The sequence below is a fragment of the Streptomyces sp. AK02-01A genome, from assembly GCF_033795305.1.
Classification (GTDB): Bacteria; Actinomycetota; Actinomycetes; order Streptomycetales; family Streptomycetaceae; genus Streptomyces.
Genome location: NZ_JARBAE010000015.1, coordinates 118,586 through 142,535 on the forward strand (window position 1 = coordinate 118,586; position 23,950 = coordinate 142,535).

Below are 23,950 nucleotides of genomic sequence, written 5' to 3' on the forward strand. Positions count from 1 at the left end.
CCTCCGGACGCTGAGGAGATGGGGCCTTCCTGGCATATCGGCGCAGACGAAGCGGCGTTACGTGATCGGTGAGGATCGAAGAGCGTCGGTGAGTGACGAATTCCAGCCGTTTGGCGCAGTAGTGGTCAGTACCGCGTCCGCGACGGGAGACGTATATGAGCCTGGTGAAGCTGATCGCACAAGCGGATGAGCGCGGCCTGGCCGCGAGCGGACTCGGCTGTCTCGACCGGTGTCTGCCGCCGCTCGCCGACGGGACCGAGGCGCTGCGGCCGCTGTGGGCCGGCGTCGTGAGCGGCGAACGGGACTGGTCCGCGCGGCTGGCGGCGGTCAGGGAGGCCCTGGGCAGCGCGGCCAACGCCGTCAAGCCCGTCAACGCCGTCAACGCCGCCGACGCCGAAACCGGCGCGAACGACGCCACCGGGATCGTACGGACCGTGCTCGGCGCCGCGCCTTCGGACTGGGCGGCGGAGCCGCTGCGGAGCTGGGCGGACTCCTGCTCCGTCGCCGCGCTGCGGATCCACCGGACATTCGACACCGTGGGCGAGGGCGAGAGCGAGAGCGGCGCCGCGGCGGAGTGGCTGGCGCGCTGCCGCGAGGACGCGGCGGCGGTGACGGACGCGGTGGCCGGCGCGGACGGCACGGCAGGCGCCGACGGCGTCGGGCCGCTGGTCGCCGGTGAACTACGGCGCCAGATCCGGATTCTGGAGATCCTGGCCGAGACGGCCGGCGCGGCCGGACTGCGCCAGGCCATGGATCTGTCGACCGAGGGCCAGCGGGTACTGCGCGCGGTGGTCTCGCGCCGTGCGCGGGCGGCGAGTTGAGGCGTACGGCGCGCCGGAGTGCCGGCCGGGCGCTGGGAGGACGACCGGGGCCGCCACACCGGGCCCGGCCGCACGGGTGACGAGGGCGGGCCCGGTCTCCTCCGGTCTCCTCCTGTCAGATGGAGCTCAGCGCCTCCGTGGGTGTCAGCCGGGCCGCGCGCGTCGCCGGGTAGAGACCGGCGACCGTGCCGATGAGGGCCGCCGAGCCGATGCCGGCCAGCAGGACACCCACCGGCATGACGACGGGCCAGCCCTGGATGACCGACCAGCCCGCGGTGATGACCGCGCCCAGCACCACACCGACCGCGCCGCCCGATCCGGAGAGGGCCACCGACTCGGCGAGGAACTGGATACGGATCTGGCCGCGCCCGGCTCCCAGCGAGCGCCGCAGGCCGATCTCGGGACGGCGCTCCAGGACCGAGATCACCATCGTGTTGGCCACTCCGACACCGCCGACAAGCAGAGCGACCGCACCCAGCCCCAGAAAGAGCGAGGTGAAGGCGGACTTGGCGGCGAGCTGGGCCTCCAGGGCGTCGGAGGGCCGGCTCACCCGTACGTCCTGCGGATTCTCCGGGTTGGCCGTGGCGGCGAGGACACCGCGTACCGCTTCGACCGACTCGTCGGCCGAGCGCTCATAGACGGTGGTCGGGTGGCCGTCGAAGGCGAAGAGATCGCGCGCGGCGTCCCATCCGACGAGCGCGGACCGGTCGATCTCCGGAGCGAGGACGACCGATTCGAGCAGGCCGACCACCGTGAACCACCGCTCACCGATGTAGACCTGACGCCCCGTCCGGTCGATGCCGAGGCGTTCGGCTGCCACCGAGCCGAGGACGACCGCCGGATAGCGGCCGGTAGCTCCGTTGAGGAAGCTGCCCTCCCGGACCGATCCGCCGACGGTCGACAGGAGGTCGGTCCTCGCCGCGGCCACTCCTATCCCGCCGCCGGCCAGCGGGTCGATGCGATCGGTCCGGCGCACGGTGACGCCGGAGAGTGCTCCGGTCGCCGTGACGGACTCGACGGGGCCGATCCGCTCGACCATCTCCACCGCGTCGAGGGGCAGTTGCGCGTCCTGGCCGAACAGGTCACGGCCCGGTGAGACCGTCAGCAGATTGGTGCCGAGGCGGCTGATCCGGTTCACGAGGTCGGCCTGGCCCGCGTTGCTGATGCCGAGCACCGCGACCATCGCGGCGATGCCGATGGCGATGCCCAGCGCGGACAGCACCGCCCGGGTCGGGCGGCTGCGGATGCCCACGAGCCCGACGCGGAGTACATCCGTGGGCAACATCCGCGCGGGAGTGGGCAGTTCGGACCGCTTCACCGGGAGACCTCCTCGGTCAGGTGCGCCGCGGGCCGGGCGGAATCCTCACGGATCCGGCCGTCCAGCAGCTCCACCCTGCGCGGCAGTTGCCCGGCCAGCGCGGAATCGTGCGTGATGACGACGATGGTGGTGCCCCGGGCGTTCAGATCACGCAGGAGCGCCAGAACACCCGCGCCCGCCGCCGAGTCCAGATTTCCGGTCGGCTCGTCGGCCAGGATCACGGCGGGACGGATCGCGATGGCCCGGGCGATGGCGGTCCGCTGCCGCTCACCGCCGGACATCTCGTGCGGCTGGTGCCACAGCCGGTGGCCCAGACCCACCTGGCGCAGTGCCGCGATGGCGAGTGTGCGCCGGCGGCGGGCCGTGATGCCGTGGTACAGCAGCCCTTCGGCGACGTTGTCGACGGCGGTGCGACCGGGAGAGAGGAAGAACTGCTGGAACACGAAGCCGATCCAGCGCGCCCGTACGGCGGACAGCCGCCGGTCGCTCAGCTCGGCGACATCGTGGCCGCGCAGCAGCACCCGGCCGGTGGACGGCCGGTCCAGCGTGCCCATCAGATGGAGCATGGTGGACTTCCCGGAGCCGGAACGGCCGACCACGGCCAGGAGTTCACCGCTCCGGACATCGAGACTCGCCCCGCGCAGCGCGTGCACGCCTCCCTGGTAGGACTTGGAGACATCCTCCAGCCGGATCACCGGCGCGTCGGCCTCGCCCATGACGGGCGCGCGGTCCTGGCCGGTGTCGGCCACCCGCCCTGAGCCGGTTGCCGGTACCTGCTCCTCGGCTGCCGCGGGAACGCGCTTCTGGGCCGCGGGCCCTCGGGCGCCGGCCCGCGACGGCGCCATCCCCGGTTCCTTCATGCGCGCGGCACCTCCACCCGCATCCCCTCGGTGAGCCCGCTGCCGGACACCTCGACCTTGCCCCCGGCGAAGGCCCCGAGCCGAACGGGCACCAGCTCGCCCCGCGGCGTCTCGACCGCGTACCCGCCCTCGGCGAGGGCCAGCAGCGCCGGGACCGGGACGGCCAGGACATCCTCGCGGCGGTCGCTCGTGAAGTCGACGGAGACCGGGGCGCCGTCCAGCGCCCCGACGTCCTTGGGCCTGGTCAGGGTGACCCGTACCGTGATCGTGGCATTCCGCGCGGCCGTGTCACCGGCGGCGGCTCGCCCGCTCCCGTCTCCCGCTTCCGGGTCACGGGCGACCGTGCCGACATCGGTGACCTTGCCGTCGGTCGGAGCACCGCCCGGCAACTGGACGCGGACGGCGGCTCCCTCGCGGGCGAGCTGCTGCTGCGCGACCGGCATGTCGACCGTGACGACCCGTTCCGTACCCGAGAGCGTGAGAAGCGGTCCCTCAGCGGGTGCGCCGATGATGCCGAGCGTCTCCGTCACCCGTACGGAACCCGGCTCGACGAGCGCGTCTCCCGGCGAGACCGTGCCGGTCTTCTCGCGGTTGAGTGCGTCCTGCCAGTCCCGCACCGCGTCGGCGGTGCCCGGTGAGTAGTGGTCGTCGTCGGCGAGAGCGTCGCCGTGGCCCAGCTCCTTGAGATTGCGCTTGAGCACGCGTACGTCGGGACCGTCCGGTACCCCGACGGACAGCTCCCGGAAGAGCGGGGTCCGGCCGTAGAACAGCGGTACGTCCACTCCGCCGACGGAGTACGCCCGTTCCCCGCGATCGAGGGTGTCGCCGACGTCGGGCAGCCACGTCACCATGGACCGGCTGTTACCGGCGACCGTGTACCGGCCGTCGTAGCCGAGAGTGCCGTCGACGCGCTGCGTCTGCACCAGATCGGTCCTGGTCACCGTGGCCGTCGCGGTCCGGGCGGCATCGGCGGCCGGCTTCGGGGCCTCGTCCCGGACCAGTACGACGGCGCCGCCGCCGCCCGCCGCCGCCAGGACGACCAGCGCGACGGTGAGGAGCAGGCCCCGCCGACGGCGACGGCGCGGTGGCTGCTCTTCCTCGGACCCGGCGGGCCCGGCCGGGCCCGCCACGAAGACATCGGTGTCCGGCAGCCGGTCGGCATCGTCGCTCATCGGTCAGCCTCCCGCCGACGGCGAGGCGGTGCCGGCGCCGGCTCCGACGGAGGCGCGGCAGGCGGTGATCGCGTCGCGGGCCTCGGGGCTGCTCGCCGCCCCGCTGAGCTGGAGCGGCTTGCCGGGCTCGGGGTCCGCGACGTCCAGGCCCTTGCCACGCAGGCATTCGGCGAGCTCGACGGCACGGTCCTGCGCCGTGCTGTCGGTGGTGTCCTTCGCCCCGCCGCCGAGGAGTCGCTGGCACTCCGCGAGCGCGGCCTGGGTCTTGCTGTCGCCCTTGGTGCCCGCGGGAAGCTGGATGTTCTCGTCCCCCGGAGCCGGGTCGGGGATCTGCACACCGTTCTTCCGCATGCACTGGGCGAAGGCCACGAGCTGGTCCTGACGGCTGCCACTCGGAGCCGCGGAGGCCGACGAGGTCTTCTTCGTGTCCCCGGCGCTCGCGACACCCGGGGAGTCCGAGCCGCCACCGCACGCGGCCAGTGCCAGCATCGCGACCGCGGCCGCCCCGCCGGCCCAGCCGCGTCCACGACGCCGCCGTCCGGCCCCCCGTCCCGATGCCGTCCTCTGCGTGATGACTGCCACTGTCGGTCCCTTCCTCGCCCTGCACGATCCGCGGCGCACCGACGGCCGCCGGTGCGTGCCACAGGTGTACCGGGGGCGGGGTTGCGCGACTGTCTCCGACCGTGCATACGGTGGCGAAACACCGGGGCGGGTATCACGGTTGATCAGTGATGTCGGCGGACAGGGGGACGGGTCGATGCGGGTACTGGTGGCGGAGGACGAGGCGATGCTCGCCGAACTGGTCGCGGAGGGACTGCGACAGTACGGGATGGCCGTCGATGTCGCGCTGGACGGCGACGCCGCCCTTGAGCGGCTCTTCGTCAACGACTACGACGTACTGGTGCTGGACCGCGACATGCCCGGCACGCACGGCGACGAGGTGTGCCGCCAGGTCGTCGCCTCGGCGGCCCGTACCCGCATCCTGATGCTGACGGCGGCCGGGCAGACCAGCGATCTGGTGGGCGGTCTGGCGCTCGGCGCGGACGACTATCTCTCCAAGCCGTTCGAGTACCCGGAACTGGTGGCCCGCGTCCAGGCACTCGCCCGGCGCGCCACCCGGGCGGTTCCGCCGGTACTGGAACGCGACGGGGTCACGCTGGACATGCCGCGCCGGCAGGCGTTCCGGGACGGCCGCTATCTGCGTCTCTCTCCCAAGGAGTTCGCGGTGCTCGAAGTGCTCCTCGTCGCGGAAGGAACGGTCGTCAGCGCCGAGGAACTCCTGGAGCGGGCCTGGGACGAGAACGTCGACCCGTTCACCAGCGCGGTACGGATCACCATGAGCAAACTCCGCGCGAAACTCGGGGAGCCCTCGCTGATCGAGACCGTGCCCGGCAGCGGCTACCGGATCTAGGGCGTGTTTCGAAAGTCCCGCCTGGCTCGCGACGCCTGGCACGCACGCTCGCCGCGTTGTCGGAGTCGTCGCAATATGTCCAGTTCGTCCAGTACGCGAACGATCCTCCGCCTTGCGATCGCACGCACCAGACGCCGCGAGCCCCGCCCCAGGGGGCGGACGGCGCTACTTTCGAAACACGCCCCAGGAGGACCGCGATGCCGGTAGCGACCGAGAGTCCACGCCTCCACCGACATTCGATACGGCTGCGGCTGACCGCCCTCTACAGCCTGCTGTTCTCCGTCACCGGCCTGCTGCTGCTGAGTCTGACGAACGTGCTGTTCCGGCAGCGCATCGGCGCCACGACCGTGACGGTCGTACCGAAGAGCGAACTGCCCTCCGCCGCCGTCTCCACGCTCACCCCGGGCCAGCTCGCCGCGGTGGCCGAACGGCTGCGCGGCAACGCCCAGGAACAGCTCCTGCTGATGTCGCTGCTGGCCCTGGGTGTGATGCTGCTGGTCTCGGTGGTCCTGGGGTGGTGGATCGCCGGCCGGGTGCTGCGTCCCCTCCACACCATCACGGCCACCGCGCAGCGGCTGTCCGCCGCCAATCTGCACGAGCGGATCTCGCTGGAGGGCCCCGACGACGAACTCAAGGACCTCGCTGACACCCTCGACGCCCTGATGGACCGTCTGCACGCGGCCTTCGAGGCACAGCGCCGCTTCGTGGCGAACGCCTCGCACGAACTGCGCACCCCGCTGGCGGTGCAGCGGGCCACGATCCAGATCCGGCTCGGCCGGGCGGGTCCGGACGATCTGCCGCGCATCCAGGAGGAGTTGCTGGAAACCAACCGGCGCAGCGAGCGGCTGATCGAAGGACTCCTGACCCTGGCCGCCAGCGACCGCGGCCTGGACCGGCACGAACCGATCGATGTGGCGCGAGTGGCCTCGGAGGCGTTCGGCCAGTGGCGGCCCGCCATCAAGGAGGCCCGCCTGCGCACGGAGCTGGATCTGCGGACCATGCGGGTGAGCGGCGATCCGGTGCTGCTGTTCCAACTCGTCTCCAATCTCGTCCAGAACGCTGTCCGCTACAACGTGCCGGGCGGAACGCTGGAGGTGGCCACATCGGCGGAGGGCGGTCTTGTCGTCCGCAACACCGGTGCCTTCGTTCCCCGGCACGAGGTCCAGGGGCTGCTGGAGCCCTTTCGCCGGCTGACCCACACGGGCGACGGCGTCGGGCTCGGCCTCTCCATCGTCCGCTCCATCACGCAGGCCCACGGCGGGACCATCGAGCTGGATTCGCGGCCCGGCGGCGGCCTGGAGGCCCGCGTCCGGCTGGCCACAACCGGCGCCGCGCGGCCGGTGCCGACGTGACGGGGAACGAGGGAGGCGATGCCGGAGGGCGCGGAGGCTCACGGGCCCTGGCCGGCCGCCCGGCGGCCGTTCCCCTTGCCCTTCGCCGCGAGCGCGGCCTCAATGGCGGCGGCCTTGTCGATACCGGGACCGGCGCCGGGCCCCGCACCGTTCACCGGGCCACCTCCCAGCGGGCCTTCCGTGTACGCGGAGGCCTGCAGAGCGAACAGCCGGGCATACGATCCGCCCAGCCGCATCAGCTCCTCATGAGTCCCCTGCTCGGCCGGACGGCCGTCCTCGATCAGCAGGATCAGATCGGCGTGGCGCACCGTGGAGAACCGATGCGAGATGTACACGGTGGTGCGCCCATGGGCCAGGTCGCGCAGCCGGGCGAAGAGCTCGTGCTCCGCCTCGGCGTCCAGCGCGGAAGTCGGTTCGTCGAGGACCAGCAGCGGAGCGTCGCGCATGAACGCGCGGGACAGCGCGACCTTCTGCCACTCCCCGCCGGACAGCTCCACCCCGGTGTCGAACCACTTGCCGAGCGCGGTGTCGTAGCCGTCCGGCAGCCGTTCGGTGAGCGGCGCCGCCCCACCGCGCCGGGCCGCCTCCTCGACCCGGTCCCGGTCCTCGACCCGGGTCGTGTCGCCGAGCCCGATGTTCTCGGCGAAGCTGGCCTGGTAGGAGACGAAGTCCTGGAACATGGCGGCGACATTGCTCCGCAGCTCCTCCGGATCGAGATCCCGGATGTCGGTCCCGTCGAGCAGAATGCGGCCCGAGTCGGGTTCGTACAGCCGGCAGAGCAGTTTGATCAGCGTCGACTTGCCCGCGCCGTTGCGGCCGACAACGGCGAGAGTGGTGCCCGGCGGGATGTCCAGGCTGACACCGGCCAGCGCCGGCCGGTCGGCGCCGGGGTAGCGGAACGTCACGTTCTCCAGCACGACATGGCCGAGCAGCGGGGACGGCAGCGGAGCCGCCGGCCGGACCGCCTCTCCCGCACCGGCGGAGGTGTGTACCGGGACGGCCAGCAGTTCGTACAGCTTGCGCAGATACAGATTGTTCTCGTACATGCCGCTCACGCCGGTGAAGATGCCCTGGATGGATGCCTGTACCGAGGTCGCGGCGGAGGTGTACAGGATCAGGTCGCCGAGACTGAGCCGTCCGTTGACCGCCTGCACCGCGACATACAGATAGGTGAGGGACCCGACCAGGGTGGTCAGCGTCGACCAGGCGTTGCCCATGAGATAGCGGGCGATGACGACTCCGCGCAGGCCCCGGTAAGCGGTCGAGCCGAGCAGCCGGAAGCGCTCGGTGAGGAACGGACCGAGGCCGTAGACCTTGACCTCCTTGGCGTACGCGTCGGTGGACAGCAGCCGGGACAGATACTCCATGCGGCGGCGGATCGGCGAGGACCAGAGCGTCACCATGAAGCCGCGCATGCTGTACCGGGAGTCGGAGACGAACGCGGGCACGGGGGCGAGCAGCGCCGCCACCGCGACGACCGGCCCGAGACCGAAGAGCAGTCCGACCATGCTCAGGAACGTCACCGCCATCTGCAGCAGATTGAACGCTCCGCCGATCATGGTGACCGGGCGCGTCGACGCCTCCTGCTGGGCCTGGCGCAGCAGATCGTACGAACGGGAGTCCTCGAAGAACGACAGCGGCAGCCGGCCGGCGTGCTCCATGACCTGGAGCTGCACACTCTGGGACGCCTTCTCCTGAAGCAACTGCTGGGCGATGCTGCGTACGGCCGTGCCCAGCGCACTGAGCGCGTAGACCGCGAACTGGACCGCGGCCAGCACCACCAGGGCCCCGACCGTGCTGAGTACGGGCAACTGCAGAGTGAAGCCGGGCAGCGGTACGTCGAGGCTGATCCGGTCCGCACGGTCGCCGGAATGGATGGCGGCGCCCTCGACCACCGTGTTCACCAGCAGTCGGCCGGTCATGGCCACGGCTGCGGGAACCAGCCCGATCAGTACGGTCGAGACGCCGAGCGCCAGCGTCAGTACCGGACTCGCCCGCCAGACCAGGGCCAGCACCCGGCCCAGCCCCGCGACCGTGTCGGCCGCCGATCCGGCCGCCCGGCGAAGCCTGGCCCGGGCACCGCGCGGCCGCCGCGGCCGCTCGGGCCCGGAGAAATCGGCGGCCCCGGTGAGACCGCTGCCTCCGGTCGACGCGGCGCCCCGCGCGGTGAACACCACTTGCTGCATCAGGACATCCCCCCAGGCCCGGCCTGATCCGAATTCAAGGCTCTCGCACCCGCCGACGCACCCACGACCAGGACAGGACGGGCCCGCCCATGACCGCAACCCCGCTGATCCCACGCACCGTGCTCTTCGGGAATCCGGACCGGATGAGCCCGGCACTCTCCCCGTGCGGGCGGTTCCTCGCCTTTCTCGCCCCGGACGCCCGGGGTGTCCTCAACGTGCACGCGGGGCCCTGGGAGGGGCGGGAGTTCCGGCCCGTGACGGCGGACTCGGGGCGCGGCGTACGTGCCTTCGCCTGGTCCGGCGACGGCCGTGTCCTGCTGTACGCGCAGGACCGGGACGGCGACGAGAACACCCATCTCCACGCGGTGGACCCGGCGGGCGCCGGACCCGCGCGCGACCTCACTCCGTACGACGGCGTGCAGGCCCGCATCGTCGCCATCGACCCGCGCCTTCCCGACCGCGTTCTGATCGGCCTCAATCTGCGGGACCGGGCCCAGCACGACGCGTACCGCCTCGACCCGGCCACGGGAAGACTCGACCTCGCCGCCCGCGACGAGGGGTTCACCCGGTGGGTGGCCGACGACCGGATGCGGGTACGCGGCGCGGTACGCGCGGCCGACGACGGCTCCGCCGTCCTCCTCGTCCGCGCCGACGAGGACGCCCCCTGGCGCGAACTGCACCGCGTCGGCGCCGAGGACGCCCCGGCGCTGCGCCCCTTCGGATTCACCACCGGAGGCCGCCACCTGCTGCTGCTCTCGTCGCTCGGATCGGACACCGCCCGGCTGCTTCTGGTGGACACCGTCACCGAAGACACCGAAGTGCTGTACGAGGACCCGCTGTACGACGTCGAGGGCGTCGGCACCCATCCGGTCACCGGCCGGGCGCAGTTCGTCCTCGTACGGCGCGAACGCAACGACATCGAGCTGCTGGACCCGTCCCTGGCGCCCGACTTCGAGGCTCTGCGCGCTGCCGCCCGCGGAGATGTCACGGTACTCGGCCGGGACCGTGCGGACCGGCACTGGCTGGTGCAGCACAACACCGACGACGGCCCGGCGGGCTATCGCGTCCTGCGCCGCGAAACCGGCCGGGCGGTATTCCTGTTCAGCCATCTCCCGGCTCTCGACGATCACAGGCTGGCCCGCGTCGAACCGTTCTCGTTCCGCGCCCGAGACGGTCTGCGGGTGCACGGCTACCTCACCTTCCCGCCCGCCGGATCCGTCCCGCCCACTCCGTCCGGCACCGGCCACCGGCGGCTGCCCGCCGTGCTGTGCGTCCACGGCGGGCCGTGGACCCGCGATCTGTGGGGCTACCGCTCCGAGGCCCAGTGGCTGGCGAACCGCGGATACCTCTGTATCCAGGTGAACTTCCGCGGGTCCACCGGCTACGGCAAGCGGTTCACCAACGCGGGCGACCGCGAATGGGGAGGCAGGATGCAGGACGACCTCCAGGACGCGGTGCGGCACACCGTCGCGCTGGGCCACACCGACCCCGGCCGCGTCGCGGTGTACGGCGGTTCGTACGGCGGGTACGCGGCGCTCGTCGGGGCGGCGTTCACTCCGGACGACTACCGCTGCGCGGTGGCGGTCGCCGCGCCGTCCTCGCTGATCACCTTCATCGAATCGGTGCCCGTCACCTGGGGACCGATGGCGGCCATGCTGCGCCGCCGGGTCGGCTCCCCCGAGACGGAGCGGGACTTCCTGTGGTCCCGCTCGCCGCTGTCCGCCGCGGACCGGATCCGGATTCCGCTGCTGATCGGCCAGGGAGCCAGAGATCCCCGCGTACGGAGCGAGGAGTCCGAGCGGCTGGTGGCCGCACTGCGGCGGAACGGGGTCCCGCATGAGTACCTGCTCTTTCCCGACGAAGGGCACGGATTCGTACGGCCCCGGAATCGACTGGCGTTCTACGCGGCCGTCGAGCGGTTCCTGGCACAGCACCTCGGGGGCCGGTACGAGGAGACCTGACCGAAGGGACAGCCCTGAGGGGCGGGCGGAGGACGATCCGCCCGCCCCTGCACGGAGCACCGGCCGGCAGGCCGACCTCAGGTCAGGGTGAGCAGCCCCTCCTGCACCAGCCTGCGGACCAGGACGAGCCGGCCCTCGACATCCAGCGCGCCGGTGATGTCCCGTGCGGTGAACGGCGTGTCGGCGGTGAGCAGATAGCGCAGCTCGGGCTCGATCCGTGCCGGGAGCCGGACGACCTTGCCATGGAATTCGAGGTGGAGTCCGGTGCTCTCCCGGGACAGCGACCACAGCAGTTCCGCCCTGCGCCGCACTTGGGTGTCCGGGGTGAGCGTGCGCAGCCCCTCCAGGTCCAGCAGATGACCGTCGAGCACCGGCTGCCGACCGACCAGGGCCCGGCTCGCCGCTCGCTCGACGAGGTCGTGCGGCCGCACCGCTCCGGCGACCGAGGCGAGCATCCCGGCGAGGGTGTCCGCGGCCTGCCGACGCAGTTCGGGGTCGAGGGCGAAGCCCGGAGGCAGCGAACCGCGATACCGGGGATCGCTCTCGATGGCCTGGTCCAGCGCGTCCTTGAGTACCGTCGACCAGAGAACCGGCAGCACTCCGAGCGTGATGTGCAGCGACGCCTCCTCGTTGGAGGTCGCGTCGTGCACGGTGCCCCGGGGCATGTACATCAGATCGCCGGCCTTCAGGTCGAACTCCCGCACCGGCGCACCGGGGCCGTCCGCGGGCCGCCGGTAGTGCTGGGAGTGCAGCGGCAGCTCGTCCGGTGATTCGTACAGCCGCCAGTGCTTCGAGCCCCAGACCTGCAGGACGAAGACGTCATGGGTGTCGTAGTGACTGGTCAGTCCCTGGGCGCCGGCCGGGGTCAGATAGGCATTGGCCTGGAACCCCGCGCTGAACTCGCCCGACAGGGTCCGGCACAACCGGCCCAGCGGTTCCCACCGTTCGTGCAGGAACTTGAAGACAACGGTCGAGCCCTTCCGATAGAGGTCGTAGAGGACCTCCAGGCCATTGCTCGGCCCACCCGGGCCCGAGGCGGCCATTTCGACCAGCGGAATCTCCTGTCCGTTGACAACGACCTTGAGTTCCGAGGAGCGGACGCTGGAAGTGGAGAGAATGTGGTCGACATCGCGGAACGTCAACGGTTCCGCGTAGTAGTCCGGATCTTCGCGGTGAATGATGAGAGGCTTCTTCTCCCAGATCTCATTCTTGAAGTCCGCGGTGTCGAACGGGGACAGGAGAGCGGTGAGGCCGAGGGAGGGCTGCGTCAAAGGCGCAGCCTTCCACCCGCCGTGAGTCACGGCCACCGGATCAGATCACCGGGTCGGAGGGGTCATTGTCAGAAATGACCAGCACCGGGTCGGTGGGGTCGTTGTCCGAGATCACGAAGTCCGGCGTCGCGATCGGTGATGGCGAGACTTCGATTTCATCGGCCCTCAGCGAATTGTGCTCTTCCATTTTCCCTCCCGTGTCTCCAGCAGTCCCGGAACGGACCGTCCGGGCAGCTCGAATATTGGTCAACCCGAAGTCCGGCGTCAACGCTGAGCCGAGGACTGTCCAATTCATTTCGCTGGTCCCATCACTCCTCGTACGTAAAGAGTTCCATGACATTCTTGACTCCCCGTGCCGGGACATGTTTCACCTCTGCCGAGCCGGGCGGAGACATCGTTGAAACGTGTGATCGTCTACACCGGTGGTGGACCCCCACGCGAGGAGGCGGATCGGTGAGTCGTCACGCGAGTCCAGAGCAGCGCTACCGGGCGGTGCTGTCGGTGCTGTCGGGCGACCCGGTCGCCGAGGTCGCCCGGCGCAACGGCGTCTCGCGGCAGACACTCCACAATTGGCGCAGAAGGTACACGGCGGAAGGCGGGGCGGGCCTCGCGGACCGGTCCCGAAGACCACATCTGAGCCCGGCGCGGCTCGACCCTTCCGTGGAGGCGCTGATCTGCTCGCTGCGTGAACAGCACCCGGACTGGGGCGCGCAGCGCCTCCATGCGGCACTCGGCCGGCTGGGCGTCGGGATGCCGCCCTCCCGGACGACGGTCCACCGGGTGCTGGTACGCAACCATCTTCTGGCCGCGGCGGATCGGGCCGGTGCCCCGGTGCGGAGGGCGCCGCAGGACACGGCCGGTCCCTCCGTGGCGGCCGAACCGGCCGGGCACCCGGGGCGGACCGAACCGGGCAACGAGTGGCTGACGGATCTGCTCGGTGCGGCGAGAGAGCTGGTGGACCGGCTGGACCGGGCCCTGGACGTCCTCGCCGCGGACACCGACCCGTGCCCGGCGTCCTGCGGCCTGTGCCTGCCGGAGCCACCGGCCGGCCGGGCGCCCGCGCAGCGTCAGCCGGGTGGTGTACGGGAGTTGGGCACCCCGGTGGTCAGCCTCTTCGCACAGCCCGGGCCGGTCGGCCTCGTCAACTATGTACCGGCACGGTGCGGTCATCCCGAGACCCATGGAACTCGCGGTTCCGGCTGAACGGTTGACCGAAAAGCCGCCATGGCGGAGTTGCACCGGTTTGGAAGCGACGCGGGCGTATGGGCCCTGAACACCCGCCCGGAAGGCCCCTGAGCGGGCACGGCGGCGGCGCCACCTGGACGCGGGAGGGAGCCCCGTCGAGGTCTCCGCCATGTGCGGTACCGGTCGCCGGGCCGCACGATGGCGCATCGCCCGGCGGAATGAGAGGACGACCGGGGCCGCCACCCCTGGCCCGACTGATCCGTAGGGGCGCCTGACCAAGCATTTCTCCTGCCGAGTCGAGGTTCTCGCTTGCTCCTGGATCGGCCCGCATGGAGGGCAAGGAGTACGCCAAGCAGGGCGGAGGCGTGTGATGGAGTTCCGGTTCACTGTTTCCTGAGTTCTTGAACTGCTCTCTCTTCCGGGAACTGAAAGCTTGAGGAAGGGCTCGCCTGTGAAGGTGAGCCCTTCGCCTTATGCCGAATAGAGAGTGGGCAAGTCGACCAGGAGGACGTCGTGTCGGCGGGCGGCCAGCTCGATCAGGTCGGGGTAGAAGCCGTGCAGCGAGTACAGGGCCAGTACGGTGCCGGTGGTGTGGTAGCCCTGGTCGGTGAGCAGGTCGCGGATGTGTTCCAGGCGTTCCAGGTCTCCGGTGCCCCGGCGGGCGGCGGTGGCTTTGGCCTCTCCAAGGAGCGCGATCTTCGCGCGGGGTGCCTGCGGGCGCTCGCCGGCGGCCAGGGCGATGACGTCGACCTCGTATTTTGTCCGGGCGGCTTGGTCGGCGACCTCGGTGGTGCCGAGTGGGCCGGGCAGACCCGCGGGCAGCAGGGTGTGGGCGTAGCGGCGTGTGAAGTCGCGGGTCAGATCCTCGAAGTGCGGGCCGAGGATCTTGGAGTTGAAGGTGGGGGCGGCTTGCTGCCAGACCTGTTCGGCGAATCCCTGCTCGACTGCGGCGGCCCCCGGGAGGGTGATCAACTGGTTGAAGCGGATGACCGGGTCGGCCAGCGTGATGACCGGGTGGCGGGTGCGCAGGATGTCCTGCTCGCGCCGGATGTAGCCGGTCGACTCCAGCACGCCGAGCGGGTGGGCGACGGCGTTGCGCGGACGCTCAAGGGCCGCGCCGATCTTGCTGGGGGTGGTGGCGCCCTGGGCGATGGCGGTGAGGATGTCGTAGTACAGCGTGTGCTGTGTGATCCTCGGGTCCTCGCGTAGCAGGTATTCGGTCTCGGTCCGTGAGTAGACCGCCCGGCCGGGGTCGAGCAGGGTGTGGGCGAGCCAGGTATCGAAGCCGTCGTCGGGGTGCGGGCGGCCGGCCACCGGCCGGTAGCCGGGTGCGCCGCCGAGGACTGCGTGCACTTTCAGCGCGGTCAGCGGGTCGCTGATCTGCCAGAAGGTACGGCTACCCCGGTAGTCGAAGGGCCCCAGCCGTAGATCGACCACGGCCCTGCCGCGCAGCGGCTTCGTCCCCGAGAGCAGTTCGTGCATGACGCTCATCGCGGAACCGCACAGGATCAACCGCGGGCCTGGTCCGGCGCTGGGGCGGGAACCGCGCTGGCGCTCGTCGTAAAGCTGCTGGAGCAGGCCCGGGATCTCGGGCGAGTGCTGGAGCAGATAGGGCAACTCGTCGATCACCAGGAGCGGGTGAGGTGAACGGGCGGTCACGTCCAGGGCGTTGGACAGCACATCCCGCCAATCGGTCAGGCGCAGACTGCCGGACCGCAGGCCCGCGTGGGCAGCGACCGCATCGCTGAACCGCTGGATCGCGGGCAGCCGTCCCTCCTCCCGGACCGCCGTGACATACAAGCCGCCGACCTGCTCGGACAGGGCCTGCAGCAGGTACGACTTCCCGTGCCGACGCCGCCCGGACACGATGCCGAGCCGCATCGCGGGATCCGGATCGGAGAGGAACTCCGTAAGCAGGCCCCACTCCCGGTCCCGATCGACCACGTCATCCGGCTTGGCAAGCAGGTTCGTCTTCACCGGGCCTCCTACAGGTCGACTGCGACGTTTTTCGTCTAAGTGTACTTCGACGTAAAACGTCGCAGTGGGATTACCTTTGGCCTGCTGCTCCTGAAACCCGTTTTCCCTCGTGGTCCCGGGGCGGCTCGTGTTCCGGATCCACTCACCGAAGCGCCTCAGGGTTTTCCGGACAGCCAGCTCGTGTGGCCGTCGGCTCCAGTGGTCGCTGAGGTAGCGGCCGGTGACGTCGCCGCTGTCGCCTCGCGGATCGGGTGAACGCCTGGACGCGTTGGTCACGCGTTGGCCGCATCCGCCAGCGATGCCGCGCATCATTCCAGGCCGGAGCGGGGGGAGTCAGGAGGACGACCGGGGCCGCCACCCCCCACAGGAGAGGCCCCGGTCGCCGTCCGCCGGAGCCGCGGTACGGCCCCGTACTCCTATCTGCGCCGGGGGTGCGTTTTCTGTCACACCGCATGACGTCGGTAAGTTGTTGCGGGTTGTACAAGTCATGGACGTGGGCCCTGGCGAGGCCGTAGCGTGCAGAAACGCGCGGGGCGCGGCAGCGACCAGCCGCGATTTCAGGACAGGTGTGGGAGTGCTGGGGGACGACGCGGAGCTGACCGCCGCGGTGCTCGCGGCGCAGGACGGGGACGAGGACGGCTTCCGGACTGTGTACCGCTCGGTGCACCCGCGGCTGTTGGGCTATCTGCGGACGCTCGTCGGTGAACCGGACGCGGAGGACGTGGCCTCCGAGGCATGGCTGCAGATATCCCGCGACCTGGGCCGTTTCAGCGGTGACGCCGACCGCTTCCGTGGCTGGGCGGCCCGGATAGCCCGTAACCGCGCTCTCGATCACATCCGGATGCGCGGCAGGCGTCCCGCCGTCGGCGCCGACGACACCGAACTGTCCGGGAAGCCGGCCGAGTCGGACACGGCGGACGAGGCCATGGAGGCCCTCGCCACCGGCCGGACCATGGCGCTGATAGCGCGGTTGCCGCAGGACCAGGCGGAGGCCGTCGTGCTGCGGGTCGTCGTCGGACTCGACGCCAAGAGCGCGGCCAGGACACTGGGCAAGCGACCGGGCGCGGTACGGACGGCCGCGCACCGCGGGCTCAAACGGCTGGCCGAACTGCTGGAGAAGGACGGCGGCTCCGACGACCCGGACGACGCCGACGGCGGTACGGACCGAGGGCCCACCGGTGACGCGTCCTCCGGCATCGCCGGAGAAACCGCTTACCACTCCTCTCGCGGAGCGAGCGGCGAACCGGCCGGCGCCGCGCGCCACAGCGCCGCAGGTCATCGCCCGGGACTCGGCGGAGTTCCGCCGCAGCGCAGTGTCCGACCGGGGGTCGCGGCGTCCGCGGGTGTGACGCATTCGCGCCTGCGGACGCAGAAGGACATGTGATGGCCGACGAGCGTGACGCGTGGCCCGACAAGGACACGGCGGAGCGATTGCTGAGTGGTGAGCCGGTCGGGGCCGTGGACGAACACGTCCGGCGCCGGGCGGAGCGGCTCGCCGGTGCCCTGCGCGAGATCGGCGCCGTCACATACGCAAACGATGCCGAACTCCCCGGTGAGAAGGCGGCTCTGGCCGCCTTCCGGCGCCGGCGGACGGCCGGCGGCGAGAGACCGGGCCCCGTGAGACCGGAGGGACCGCGCGCCGAGGACCTGCTGGCGACGGTGCGTCTCGCTCCCGCGCCCGGCGCCGTACGCCCGCGGCGGTCCGGCCACTCGCTGCGGACGGGACTTGTCGCCGCGGTGGCCGGATGCGCGCTGGGCGCGGTGGCCGTCGTCGGTCTGCTGCCCGCGCTGTTCGACGGCGAGCGCGGCTCCGTCCCCGGGGGCCCCGTCTCGGCGGCGGCCTCGCCGGGACCGCTGGTGTCGGAGTCGACCGACGGTGGCCGGGGCCCCTCCGGACACCCGTCCGGTTTCCCGGACACGCCGGGCAAGGACGGTATGGGTCATGCCTCGCCCGGACCCTCGTACCGGACGGGCTCCGGGGCCGCCGGTGGTCCGGCCGGGCCCGACGGAGACGCCACGGACGAGGCGGGCGACGCAGACGACGACGCCGGAACCGGCGGTGAGCACGGCGGTTGGTCCGCTCTCGCGAACAGCCGGGCCGGCCAGCGGTACCGAGAGGCCGTCAGGGCCTGCCGCGACTACCGCAGCGGGAAGATCGACGCGAAGGCCAAGGTCGCTCTGGAGTCGGCGGTACACGGCGCTCCGGAGGTCGAACGTCTCTGTGACCGGCTGCTCGGCGAGGACGGCGGTGGCACGGGAGGCGAGGGTGTGAAGTCCGGCGGCGGCGGCGCGGACGACGGGGCCTCGGACGGTGGTGGCCTGCCGGGCTCGCCCGCCGGGCCTCCGGTGTCCTGGCCGTCGACGCCGCCCGAGCCCGGTGAGCCGTCGCCGTCCGCGCCCTCTCCGGAGCTGTCTCCGGTCTCGGGTCCGCTCCCCGGCGATCAGGTGCCCGGCGATCAGGATCCGGAGCCGAGCCCCGGCGTCTCGCCGCCCGGTCTCACCTGATCGGCGGGCACGTGTGCGCACGGGACAGGTGTGACGTTTTTCCGGACCATGACGCAGTAGGGAGTAGGCCGACTGGTCATCGGCCGCGCAGAGAGCCGGGGTTCCCCCCGTACCTTCGGCTCGGCGCATCGGCGCGGGCGGGACACGTTCCCCCGGTCCCGCCCGCGCCTCTTCCCGGCTCGGTCGCTCTTGTCGGCGGACGGTCTCACTTGTAGATGAACACCTTGTCGCCGGTGCGGACCTGCCCGTAGACCGAGGCGATCTTCTTTTTGTCCCGGACATTGACGCAGCCGTGCGAGGCGCCGTCATAGCCGTAGAGCGCGAAGTCCTCGGAGTAGTGCACCGCCTGGCCGCCGCTGAAGAACATCGAGTACGGCATGGCGGTGTGATAGAGCGTCGACACGTGGTTGCGCGACTTCCAGTACACCGTGAACGTGCCCTCGCGGGTCGGCGCGTACTGCGAGCCGAAGCGGACGTCCATCGTCGACCTGACCTTGCCGTTGATCATCCAGAAGAGCTTGCGGTTCTTCTTGCTGATGCACAGCACCCGGCCCTTCGCGCACCGGCGATCGGGCTTCGGGACCGGCTTGACGACGGGCGGACGCAGCTCGACGCGGGTCGGCTGCCTGGTCATGGAGACCAGTTTCCGCCAGGTGAGGGTGTCCGTCACGCCGGTACGCGGCAGACCGCGCCTGCCCTGGAAGGAGGAAACGGCCGCGACCGTCTCGGAGCCGTAATAACCGCTCGGAGCGCGGTTGAAATGCTGGATCTGCCGCAGCCTGGCCTGGAGTTCCCGGACCAGCTCGCTCCGCGCGCCCATCGCCATCAGAGTGACGGGCTTCGGCACGGTCGGTGTCGGCGTAGGCGTTGGCGTTGGCGTAGGTGTGGGTGTCGGCGTGGGTGTCGGCGTCGGCGTGGGTGTCGGGTCCGGTGTGGAGACCACCGGCCGGCCGTCGGCGGGCCCCGGCGACGGTGTCCAGGACGCTTTCCACGACGGCTGCTCGGCGACGGGTGTGACGCTCGCTCCCGGAAGACGGCCCATCGGTTTGGCATCGGTCACCGCGCCGTCGGTGACGGGCCGCACCGTACAGCCGACACTCATGGCGAGCACGGCGGCCGTGGCGATCCCCGTGCCCATGACGGATTTCGTGAGCATCCTCGTCCCACCAGTCTTTCCCGTGTCCCAAGGCGTCTGTTTTGTCCTTCAGACAGTTCCCCTTGTGGCGCGGTCGCGTAAACGCGGGCGGAGCCGCCGGCCGGAGTCGTCCCTCTTTTGACGGGAGGTGACTACCGACGGGCGGCTCGCCAGAAAAGACGGTGGCTGAGGGGCCGGGACGGGTGCGTCCGCTTCTGGACGCGGGTCGTTCAGGATGCCCGCAGGAACGCCGACGTGGACACTTTGCCCAGCAGCGCCAGCCGCGACGAGCCGCTCGCCAGGTGTTTGTCCAGAGCGTCCTTCACTCCCGGCCAGCGGCCGTCGCCGTAGTCGTCCAGGACAACGATTCCGCCCGCTGCGACGATCTTCTCGACCCATTCGAGGTCGGCGAGCACGCCGTCCATGGAGTGGTCGCCGTCCACGATGATCACGCCGTACTGCCGGTCGGAGACCGCCGCCTGTACATCGGGATCGCCCGAGAATCCCTTCTCGACGCGTGCCTCGGCACCCGCCTGGCCGCCCAGCGCCAGGTTGGCGCGTACGACGTCCATCCGTACCGGCGTGCCGGTTGGATCGGAAGCCTGCTTCGCGCCGGGCTGGAGCTGGCTGCCCGCCAACGGGTCGACGATCGTCAGCCGCGCCTCGATACCGGCGCGGTGCAGCATCCGCATCAGCGTGGCCGAGAACAGCCCGTACAGGGTGCCGATTTCGAGCACGTTCTCGTTCGGCGGGGCAAGCAGTGGAACGGTGGCGAGCTTGCCGCACACATTGGACGTGGAGCCGGCGAGCCTTCCCACGGCGAGCGCCTCCAGCGCGATCACATTACGGAAGGCGATGGTGACATTGCGACGGGCGGACCTCTCGTCCTCGCCCGTCACGGAGGCGATCTCCCGCACCAGGGTGTCGATGCTCGCGGGTGTGACTATCCGAGACCCGCTGCGCCCCGTTCTGTCGAAGAGCAGGTTGAACGCGTACTGCTCGGCGCGCAGGGCCTTGATGTCGGCGCGCAGGGCGGACGTGGAACGGTTGATACGCCGGTCCACCAGCGTCGCGGCGGGGCGCAGAAGCCGCTTCGCCAGCCGGGTGCTCAGGAGAGAAACCATGCGGCGGAACCTACGCCGCCCGCTCCGTACACGGGCCACCTGCGGATGCTGGCCAGATGAACTCTTGGCGATCGGTACAAGGCTTCTGGTTGAGGAGTGAGCGCTTCCGGTTCCCGGGCCCGGGTGTCGGTGGACGCGTGACGCACCCGGTGGCCGGAAGGACGCCACGCCCGGCGCGTGTGACCCGCGGGCCACCGCGCGCTCGCCGCTACAGTCCGTCGCGTAGTCCGTCATCACCGGCGGACGGTGGCGGTGGCGGCCGGTCGCGGCGGTCGGCCCGGCGGGAGGCGGAGCGGATGGCGAGCGGGCCCGGCAGCGAGCGAGTCACCGAGAGCGGACTGCCCGTCGAAGCGGTCTACGGGCCCGCCTCGCTGGACGGATGGGACCCCGTGGCGAAGCTCGGCGAGCCGGGCTCGTACCCGTTCACCCGCGGGGTCCGTCCGACGATGTACCGGGGCCGCCCGTGGACGATGCGTCAGTACGCGGGCTTCGGCACGGCGGTCGAGTCCAACGCGCGCTACCGGCGGCTGATCGCGCACGGCACGACGGGCCTGTCCGTGGCGTTCGACCTGCCGACCCAGATGGGATACGACAGCGACGCGCCGATCGCGAGCGGCGAGGTCGGAAAGGTCGGTGTGGCGATCGACTCGATCGACGACATGCGTGTGCTGTTCGACGCGATCCCGCTGGACCAGGTCTCCACATCGATGACGATCAACGCGCCCGCGGCCCTGCTGCTGCTCCTCTACCAACTGGTGGCGGAGGAGCAGGGCGTCCCGGCGGCGCGGCTGACCGGCACCGTCCAGAACGATGTGCTCAAGGAGTACATCGCCCGCGGCACCTATATCTTCCCGCCCAAGCCCTCGCTGCGGCTGACCGCGGACATCTTCGCGTACTGCCGGGCCGAGCTGCCGCGCTGGAACACCATCTCGATCTCCGGCTACCACATGGCGGAGGCCGGAGCCTCGCCCGCGCAGGAGATCGCGTTCACGCTGGCCGACGGCATCGAGTATGTGCGGACGGCTGTCGCCGCCGGGATGGACGTCGACGACTTCGCGCCGCGGCTCTCCTTCTTCTTCGTCGCGCGGACGACGATCCTCGAAGAGGTCGCCAAGTTCCGCGCCGCGCGGCGGATCTGGGCCAGAGTGATGCGCGAGGAGTTCGGCGCGAAGGACCCCAGGTCGCAGATGCTGCGCTTGCACACCCAGACGGCCGGCGTGCAGCTCACCGCCCAGCAGCCGGAGGTCAATCTGGTCCGGGTGGCGGTGCAGGGCCTCGCGGCGGTCCTCGGCGGTACGCAGTCGCTGCACACCAACTCCTACGACGAGGCCATCGCGCTGCCCACGGACAAGTCGGCCCGGCTGGCGCTGCGTACCCAGCAGGTCCTGGCGTACGAGACCGATGTCACCGCGACCGTCGACCCCTTCGCCGGCTCGTACGCCGTCGAGAACATGACGGACGCGGTGGAGGCCGCGGCGGTCGCGCTGATGAACCGGATCGAGGACCTCGGCGGCGCGGTCGGCGCCATCGAGCGCGGCTTCCAGAAGAGCGAGATCGAGCGCAGCGCGTACGCCGTCGCGCGGGAGACGGAGAGCGGCGAGCGCGTGGTCGTCGGCGTCAACCGTTATGTCCTGGACGAGGAGGAGCCGTACGAACCACTGCGTGTCGACCCGGCGACCGAGGCCCAGCAGGCGGCCGGGCTGGCCCGGCTGCGCGCGGAACGCGACCGGCCCGCGGTGGACACCGCGCTGGCGGCACTGAAAGCGGCGGCGGAGGGAACGGCCAATGTGCTGCCGCCGATGAAGGCCGCGCTCAGGGCGCGGGCCACGGTGGGCGAGGTCTGCGACGCACTGCGGGCGGTGTGGGGCGTGTACACACCGGTGGACGCGTCCTGAATTCGCCTGCGGCCAGGCCCGTGTGGCTCCCGGCGGCGGCGCGTGTGCGACACTCCGGCACATGCTGGGTGTCACTGATCTGCCGACCTATCTGGTCGGTCTCATCCTGATCGTGCTGCTGCCGGGACCGAATTCGCTCTATGTGCTCTCGGTCGCGGCGCGCCGCGGGATAAAGGACGGATACAAGGCCGCCGCCGGTGTCTGGTGCGGCGACACCGTGCTGATGGTGCTCTCCGCCGCCGGTGTCGCGTCGCTGCTGCACGGCAACGCGCTGCTCTTCGGCGTGGTGAAGTACGCCGGCGCCGGGTATCTGACCTGGCTGGCCATCGGGATGATGCGCACGGCGTGGTCGCTGTGGCGCGGCCGGCACGAGCGCCCGGCGGAGGACACCGGCGAGCCCGCCGCGTCGGCCTCCGTCGAACGGCCCTACCGCAGGGCGTTGGTGATCGGCCTGCTCAATCCCAAGGCGATCCTGTTCTTCATCTCGTTCTTCGTGCAGTTCGTCGATCCCGGCTACGCGCATCCGGCGCTCTCCTTCGTACTGCTGGGATTCCTCGCCAATCTGGCGAGCGCGCTCTATCTGACGGCCCTGATCTTCGGCGGTACGAGACTGGCCGCCGCCTTCCGCCGCCGCAAGCGCCTCTCGGCCGGCGCGACCACGGCGGCCGGAGCGCTCTTCCTCGGTTTCGCCGCGAAGCTCTCGGTGAGTTCCGTATGACGGCCGCGGCGGATCATGGCGCGCCGGAACCGGTGCCGCTGGCGAGCCGGCCGACACCGCTGGAGCCCGCGCCGCGACTGGCGCGTGCGCTGGGGCTCGGGCCGGACGATCTGTGGCTCAAGCGCGACGACCTGATCGGGCTCGGCGGCGGCGGGAACAAGGTCCGCAAGCTGGAGTGGCTCTGCGGCGCCGCGCTGGCCGAGGGCGCCGGGACGCTGGTCACCAGCGGCGCCGCGCAGAGCAACCACGCCCGGCTCACGGCCGCCGCGGGCGCCCGGCTCGGACTGGATGTCGTGCTGGTCCTCGCCGGGACGCCGGACGGCGCGGCTTCGGGCAATGTCGCGCTCGACGGCCTGCTGGGTGCGGAGATCGTCTGGGCCGGAGACGTGGACGAGACCACGCTGGCGGCCACGCTGGAGGAGGTCGTGGCGCGCCTGCGGAGCGAGGGCGCGGCGCCCGCGCTGATCCCGTTCGGCGGATCGAGTGTGACGGGAGCCCGCGGCTACGCCGAGTGCGGCCGGGAACTGCTCGCGCAGGCGCCCGATCTGTCTCTGGTGGTCACCGCCGTCGGTTCCGGAGGCACGATGGCGGGGCTGGTGCACACGCTCGGCGCGGAACGCGTGCTCGGTGTCCACTGCGGCGCCGTGCCCGATCCGGCGCGCACCGTACGCCGTCTGGTCGCGGGCCTGTCGGCCGGAGGAGTCGAACCGGCGGGGCTGAGGCTGCGGCTCGACCAGGTCGGCGACGGCTACGCGAGCCTCACGGAACCGGTGAAGGCCGCCATGAGGACGACGGCGCGCACCGAGGGAATCATCCTGGACCCGATCTACACGGGCCGGGCGATGGCGGGTCTGATGGCGGCGGCCGAGGACGGCGAGGTACGCCCGGGACGGCGGACCGTCTTCCTGCACAGCGGCGGACTGCCGGGTTTCTTCGGCCATGGGCCCACGGTCGGCTGGGCGCGGAGCGGCGCGACCGGCGGCTGAGCCGGGCCGGTCGAGGAACGGCCGGTGACATCGGCCGGGACCGGTCCGGCCGTCGCGGGAGTCGACCGGACGC

General features: G+C 71.2%; 20 protein-coding genes. 10 read left to right on the forward strand and 10 right to left on the reverse strand.

Translation table 11 applies throughout. The features are described 5' to 3' along the window. The first annotated feature begins 155 nt into the window (after positions 1-155). Positions 156-821 (forward strand): hypothetical protein, encoded by a 666-nt coding sequence (locus tag PV679_RS16805; RefSeq protein WP_319681059.1) that lies wholly within the window; start codon positions 156-158, stop codon positions 819-821. A 115-nt stretch (positions 822-936) separates the two neighbouring features. Here PV679_RS16805 and PV679_RS16810 read toward each other — a convergent pair whose 3' ends face one another. The 4 genes from PV679_RS16810 to PV679_RS16825 all read right to left on the reverse strand — a co-directional run bounded on the left by PV679_RS16810 (position 937) and on the right by PV679_RS16825 (position 4,753). Continuing rightward, positions 937-2,106 (reverse strand): ABC transporter permease, encoded by a 1,170-nt coding sequence (locus tag PV679_RS16810; protein WP_319681100.1) that lies wholly within the window; start codon positions 2,104-2,106, stop codon positions 937-939. A 29-nt stretch (positions 2,107-2,135) separates the two neighbouring features. Next, a complete protein-coding gene (locus PV679_RS16815) occupies positions 2,136-2,855 on the reverse strand; it encodes an ABC transporter ATP-binding protein (RefSeq protein ID WP_319681101.1) in 720 nt (239 codons plus the stop codon). A gap of 140 nt (positions 2,856-2,995) precedes the next feature. Further along, on the reverse strand, positions 2,996-4,171 hold the full coding sequence (locus PV679_RS16820) for a peptidoglycan-binding protein (RefSeq protein WP_319681060.1): 1,176 nt from the start codon (positions 4,169-4,171) through the stop codon (positions 2,996-2,998). Between the two features lie 3 nt (positions 4,172-4,174). Beyond that, positions 4,175-4,753 carry a hypothetical protein gene (locus tag PV679_RS16825; RefSeq protein ID WP_319681061.1) on the reverse strand — a complete coding sequence of 193 codons (579 nt, stop codon included), beginning with the start codon at positions 4,751-4,753 and terminating at the stop codon, positions 4,175-4,177. A 175-nt stretch (positions 4,754-4,928) separates the two neighbouring features. On the opposite strand from PV679_RS16825, the gene PV679_RS16830 reads away from it, so the two are divergent. Further along, positions 4,929-5,582 (forward strand): response regulator transcription factor, encoded by a 654-nt coding sequence (locus PV679_RS16830; protein ID WP_319681062.1) that lies wholly within the window; start codon positions 4,929-4,931, stop codon positions 5,580-5,582. 197 nt (positions 5,583-5,779) lie between these two features. Beyond that, positions 5,780-6,934: a HAMP domain-containing sensor histidine kinase gene (locus PV679_RS16835; protein WP_319681063.1), complete on the forward strand. Its 1,155-nt coding sequence runs from the start codon at positions 5,780-5,782 to the stop codon at positions 6,932-6,934. A 38-nt stretch (positions 6,935-6,972) separates the two neighbouring features. On the opposite strand, the gene PV679_RS16840 is transcribed toward PV679_RS16835, so the two are convergent. Beyond that, on the reverse strand, positions 6,973-9,120 hold the full coding sequence (locus tag PV679_RS16840; RefSeq protein WP_319681064.1) for an ABC transporter ATP-binding protein: 2,148 nt from the start codon (positions 9,118-9,120) through the stop codon (positions 6,973-6,975). 89 nt (positions 9,121-9,209) lie between these two features. Between PV679_RS16840 and PV679_RS16845 the strand changes: the two genes are divergently transcribed. Continuing rightward, the gene (locus PV679_RS16845) at positions 9,210-11,081 is read left to right on the forward strand and encodes a S9 family peptidase (RefSeq protein ID WP_319681065.1); all 1,872 of its coding nucleotides are present in this window, start codon (positions 9,210-9,212) and stop codon (positions 11,079-11,081) included. 77 nt (positions 11,082-11,158) lie between these two features. Here PV679_RS16845 and PV679_RS16850 read toward each other — a convergent pair whose 3' ends face one another. Together PV679_RS16850 and PV679_RS16855 are read right to left on the reverse strand one after the other, a co-directional pair. Continuing rightward, positions 11,159-12,352, reverse strand: a complete 1,194-nt coding sequence (locus PV679_RS16850) for a cupin domain-containing protein (RefSeq protein ID WP_319681066.1) — start codon at positions 12,350-12,352, stop codon at positions 11,159-11,161. A 40-nt stretch (positions 12,353-12,392) separates the two neighbouring features. Next, a complete protein-coding gene (locus PV679_RS16855; RefSeq protein ID WP_319681067.1) occupies positions 12,393-12,539 on the reverse strand; it encodes a hypothetical protein in 147 nt (48 codons plus the stop codon). Positions 12,540-12,805: 266 nt separating this feature from the next. On the opposite strand from PV679_RS16855, the gene PV679_RS16860 reads away from it, so the two are divergent. Further along, on the forward strand, positions 12,806-13,555 hold the full coding sequence (locus PV679_RS16860) for a helix-turn-helix domain-containing protein (RefSeq protein WP_319681068.1): 750 nt from the start codon (positions 12,806-12,808) through the stop codon (positions 13,553-13,555). A 453-nt stretch (positions 13,556-14,008) separates the two neighbouring features. On the opposite strand, the gene PV679_RS16865 is transcribed toward PV679_RS16860, so the two are convergent. Continuing rightward, a complete protein-coding gene (locus PV679_RS16865) occupies positions 14,009-15,514 on the reverse strand; it encodes an ATP-binding protein (RefSeq protein ID WP_319681069.1) in 1,506 nt (501 codons plus the stop codon). 574 nt (positions 15,515-16,088) lie between these two features. On the opposite strand from PV679_RS16865, the gene PV679_RS16870 reads away from it, so the two are divergent. Both PV679_RS16870 and PV679_RS16875 read left to right on the forward strand, forming a co-directional pair. Beyond that, positions 16,089-16,898, forward strand: coding sequence for an RNA polymerase sigma factor (locus PV679_RS16870; protein WP_319681102.1), 810 nt, complete (start codon positions 16,089-16,091; stop codon positions 16,896-16,898). Beyond that, positions 16,898-18,019 (forward strand): hypothetical protein, encoded by a 1,122-nt coding sequence (locus PV679_RS16875; RefSeq protein WP_319681070.1) that lies wholly within the window; start codon positions 16,898-16,900, stop codon positions 18,017-18,019. The genes PV679_RS16870 and PV679_RS16875 overlap by 1 nt, the downstream gene beginning before the upstream one ends. 205 nt (positions 18,020-18,224) lie before the next feature. On the opposite strand, the gene PV679_RS16880 is transcribed toward PV679_RS16875, so the two are convergent. Then, entirely contained in the window at positions 18,225-19,175 is a 951-nt protein-coding gene (locus PV679_RS16880) for a L,D-transpeptidase family protein (protein WP_319681071.1), read from the reverse strand. A 209-nt stretch (positions 19,176-19,384) separates the two neighbouring features. Then, complete coding sequence (locus PV679_RS16885) at positions 19,385-20,278, reverse strand: class I SAM-dependent methyltransferase (RefSeq protein ID WP_319681072.1); 894 nt, start codon at positions 20,276-20,278, stop codon at positions 19,385-19,387. Between the two features lie 296 nt (positions 20,279-20,574). On the opposite strand from PV679_RS16885, the gene PV679_RS16890 reads away from it, so the two are divergent. The 3 genes from PV679_RS16890 (at position 20,575) to PV679_RS16900 (ending at position 23,877) form a co-directional block, all read left to right on the forward strand. Further along, positions 20,575-22,173 carry a methylmalonyl-CoA mutase gene (locus tag PV679_RS16890; protein WP_319681073.1) on the forward strand — a complete coding sequence of 533 codons (1,599 nt, stop codon included), beginning with the start codon at positions 20,575-20,577 and terminating at the stop codon, positions 22,171-22,173. Between the two features lie 61 nt (positions 22,174-22,234). Then, positions 22,235-22,891, forward strand: coding sequence for a leucine efflux protein LeuE (leuE, locus tag PV679_RS16895; protein WP_319681074.1), 657 nt, complete (start codon positions 22,235-22,237; stop codon positions 22,889-22,891). Then, entirely contained in the window at positions 22,888-23,877 is a 990-nt protein-coding gene (locus PV679_RS16900; RefSeq protein ID WP_319681075.1) for a D-cysteine desulfhydrase family protein, read from the forward strand. Before leuE ends, PV679_RS16900 begins: the two co-directional genes overlap by 4 nt. The last annotated feature ends 73 nt before the right edge of the window (positions 23,878-23,950 follow it).

Bases quoted from the DNA above. Each gene is read 5' to 3' on its own strand.
- PV679_RS16820 (WP_319681060.1), bottom strand. From the start codon at position 4,171: ATGAGCGACGATGCCGACCGGCTGCCGGACACCGATGTCTTCGTGGCG.
- PV679_RS16835 (WP_319681063.1), top strand. From the start codon at position 5,780: ATGCCGGTAGCGACCGAGAGTCCACGCCTCCACCGACATTCGATACGG.
- PV679_RS16840 (WP_319681064.1), bottom strand. From the start codon at position 9,120: ATGCAGCAAGTGGTGTTCACCGCGCGGGGCGCCGCGTCGACCGGAGGC.
- PV679_RS16815 (WP_319681101.1), bottom strand. From the start codon at position 2,855: ATGGGCGAGGCCGACGCGCCGGTGATCCGGCTGGAGGATGTCTCCAAG.
- PV679_RS16805 (WP_319681059.1), top strand. From the start codon at position 156: ATGAGCCTGGTGAAGCTGATCGCACAAGCGGATGAGCGCGGCCTGGCC.
- PV679_RS16810 (WP_319681100.1), bottom strand. From the start codon at position 2,106: ATGTTGCCCACGGATGTACTCCGCGTCGGGCTCGTGGGCATCCGCAGC.
- PV679_RS16900 (WP_319681075.1), top strand. From the start codon at position 22,888: ATGACGGCCGCGGCGGATCATGGCGCGCCGGAACCGGTGCCGCTGGCG.
- PV679_RS16845 (WP_319681065.1), top strand. From the start codon at position 9,210: ATGACCGCAACCCCGCTGATCCCACGCACCGTGCTCTTCGGGAATCCG.
- leuE (WP_319681074.1), top strand. From the start codon at position 22,235: ATGCTGGGTGTCACTGATCTGCCGACCTATCTGGTCGGTCTCATCCTG.
- PV679_RS16855 (WP_319681067.1), bottom strand. From the start codon at position 12,539: ATGGAAGAGCACAATTCGCTGAGGGCCGATGAAATCGAAGTCTCGCCA.
- PV679_RS16875 (WP_319681070.1), top strand. From the start codon at position 16,898: ATGGCCGACGAGCGTGACGCGTGGCCCGACAAGGACACGGCGGAGCGA.
- PV679_RS16885 (WP_319681072.1), bottom strand. From the start codon at position 20,278: ATGGTTTCTCTCCTGAGCACCCGGCTGGCGAAGCGGCTTCTGCGCCCC.
- PV679_RS16890 (WP_319681073.1), top strand. From the start codon at position 20,575: ATGGCGAGCGGGCCCGGCAGCGAGCGAGTCACCGAGAGCGGACTGCCC.
- PV679_RS16880 (WP_319681071.1), bottom strand. From the start codon at position 19,175: ATGCTCACGAAATCCGTCATGGGCACGGGGATCGCCACGGCCGCCGTG.
- PV679_RS16830 (WP_319681062.1), top strand. From the start codon at position 4,929: ATGCGGGTACTGGTGGCGGAGGACGAGGCGATGCTCGCCGAACTGGTC.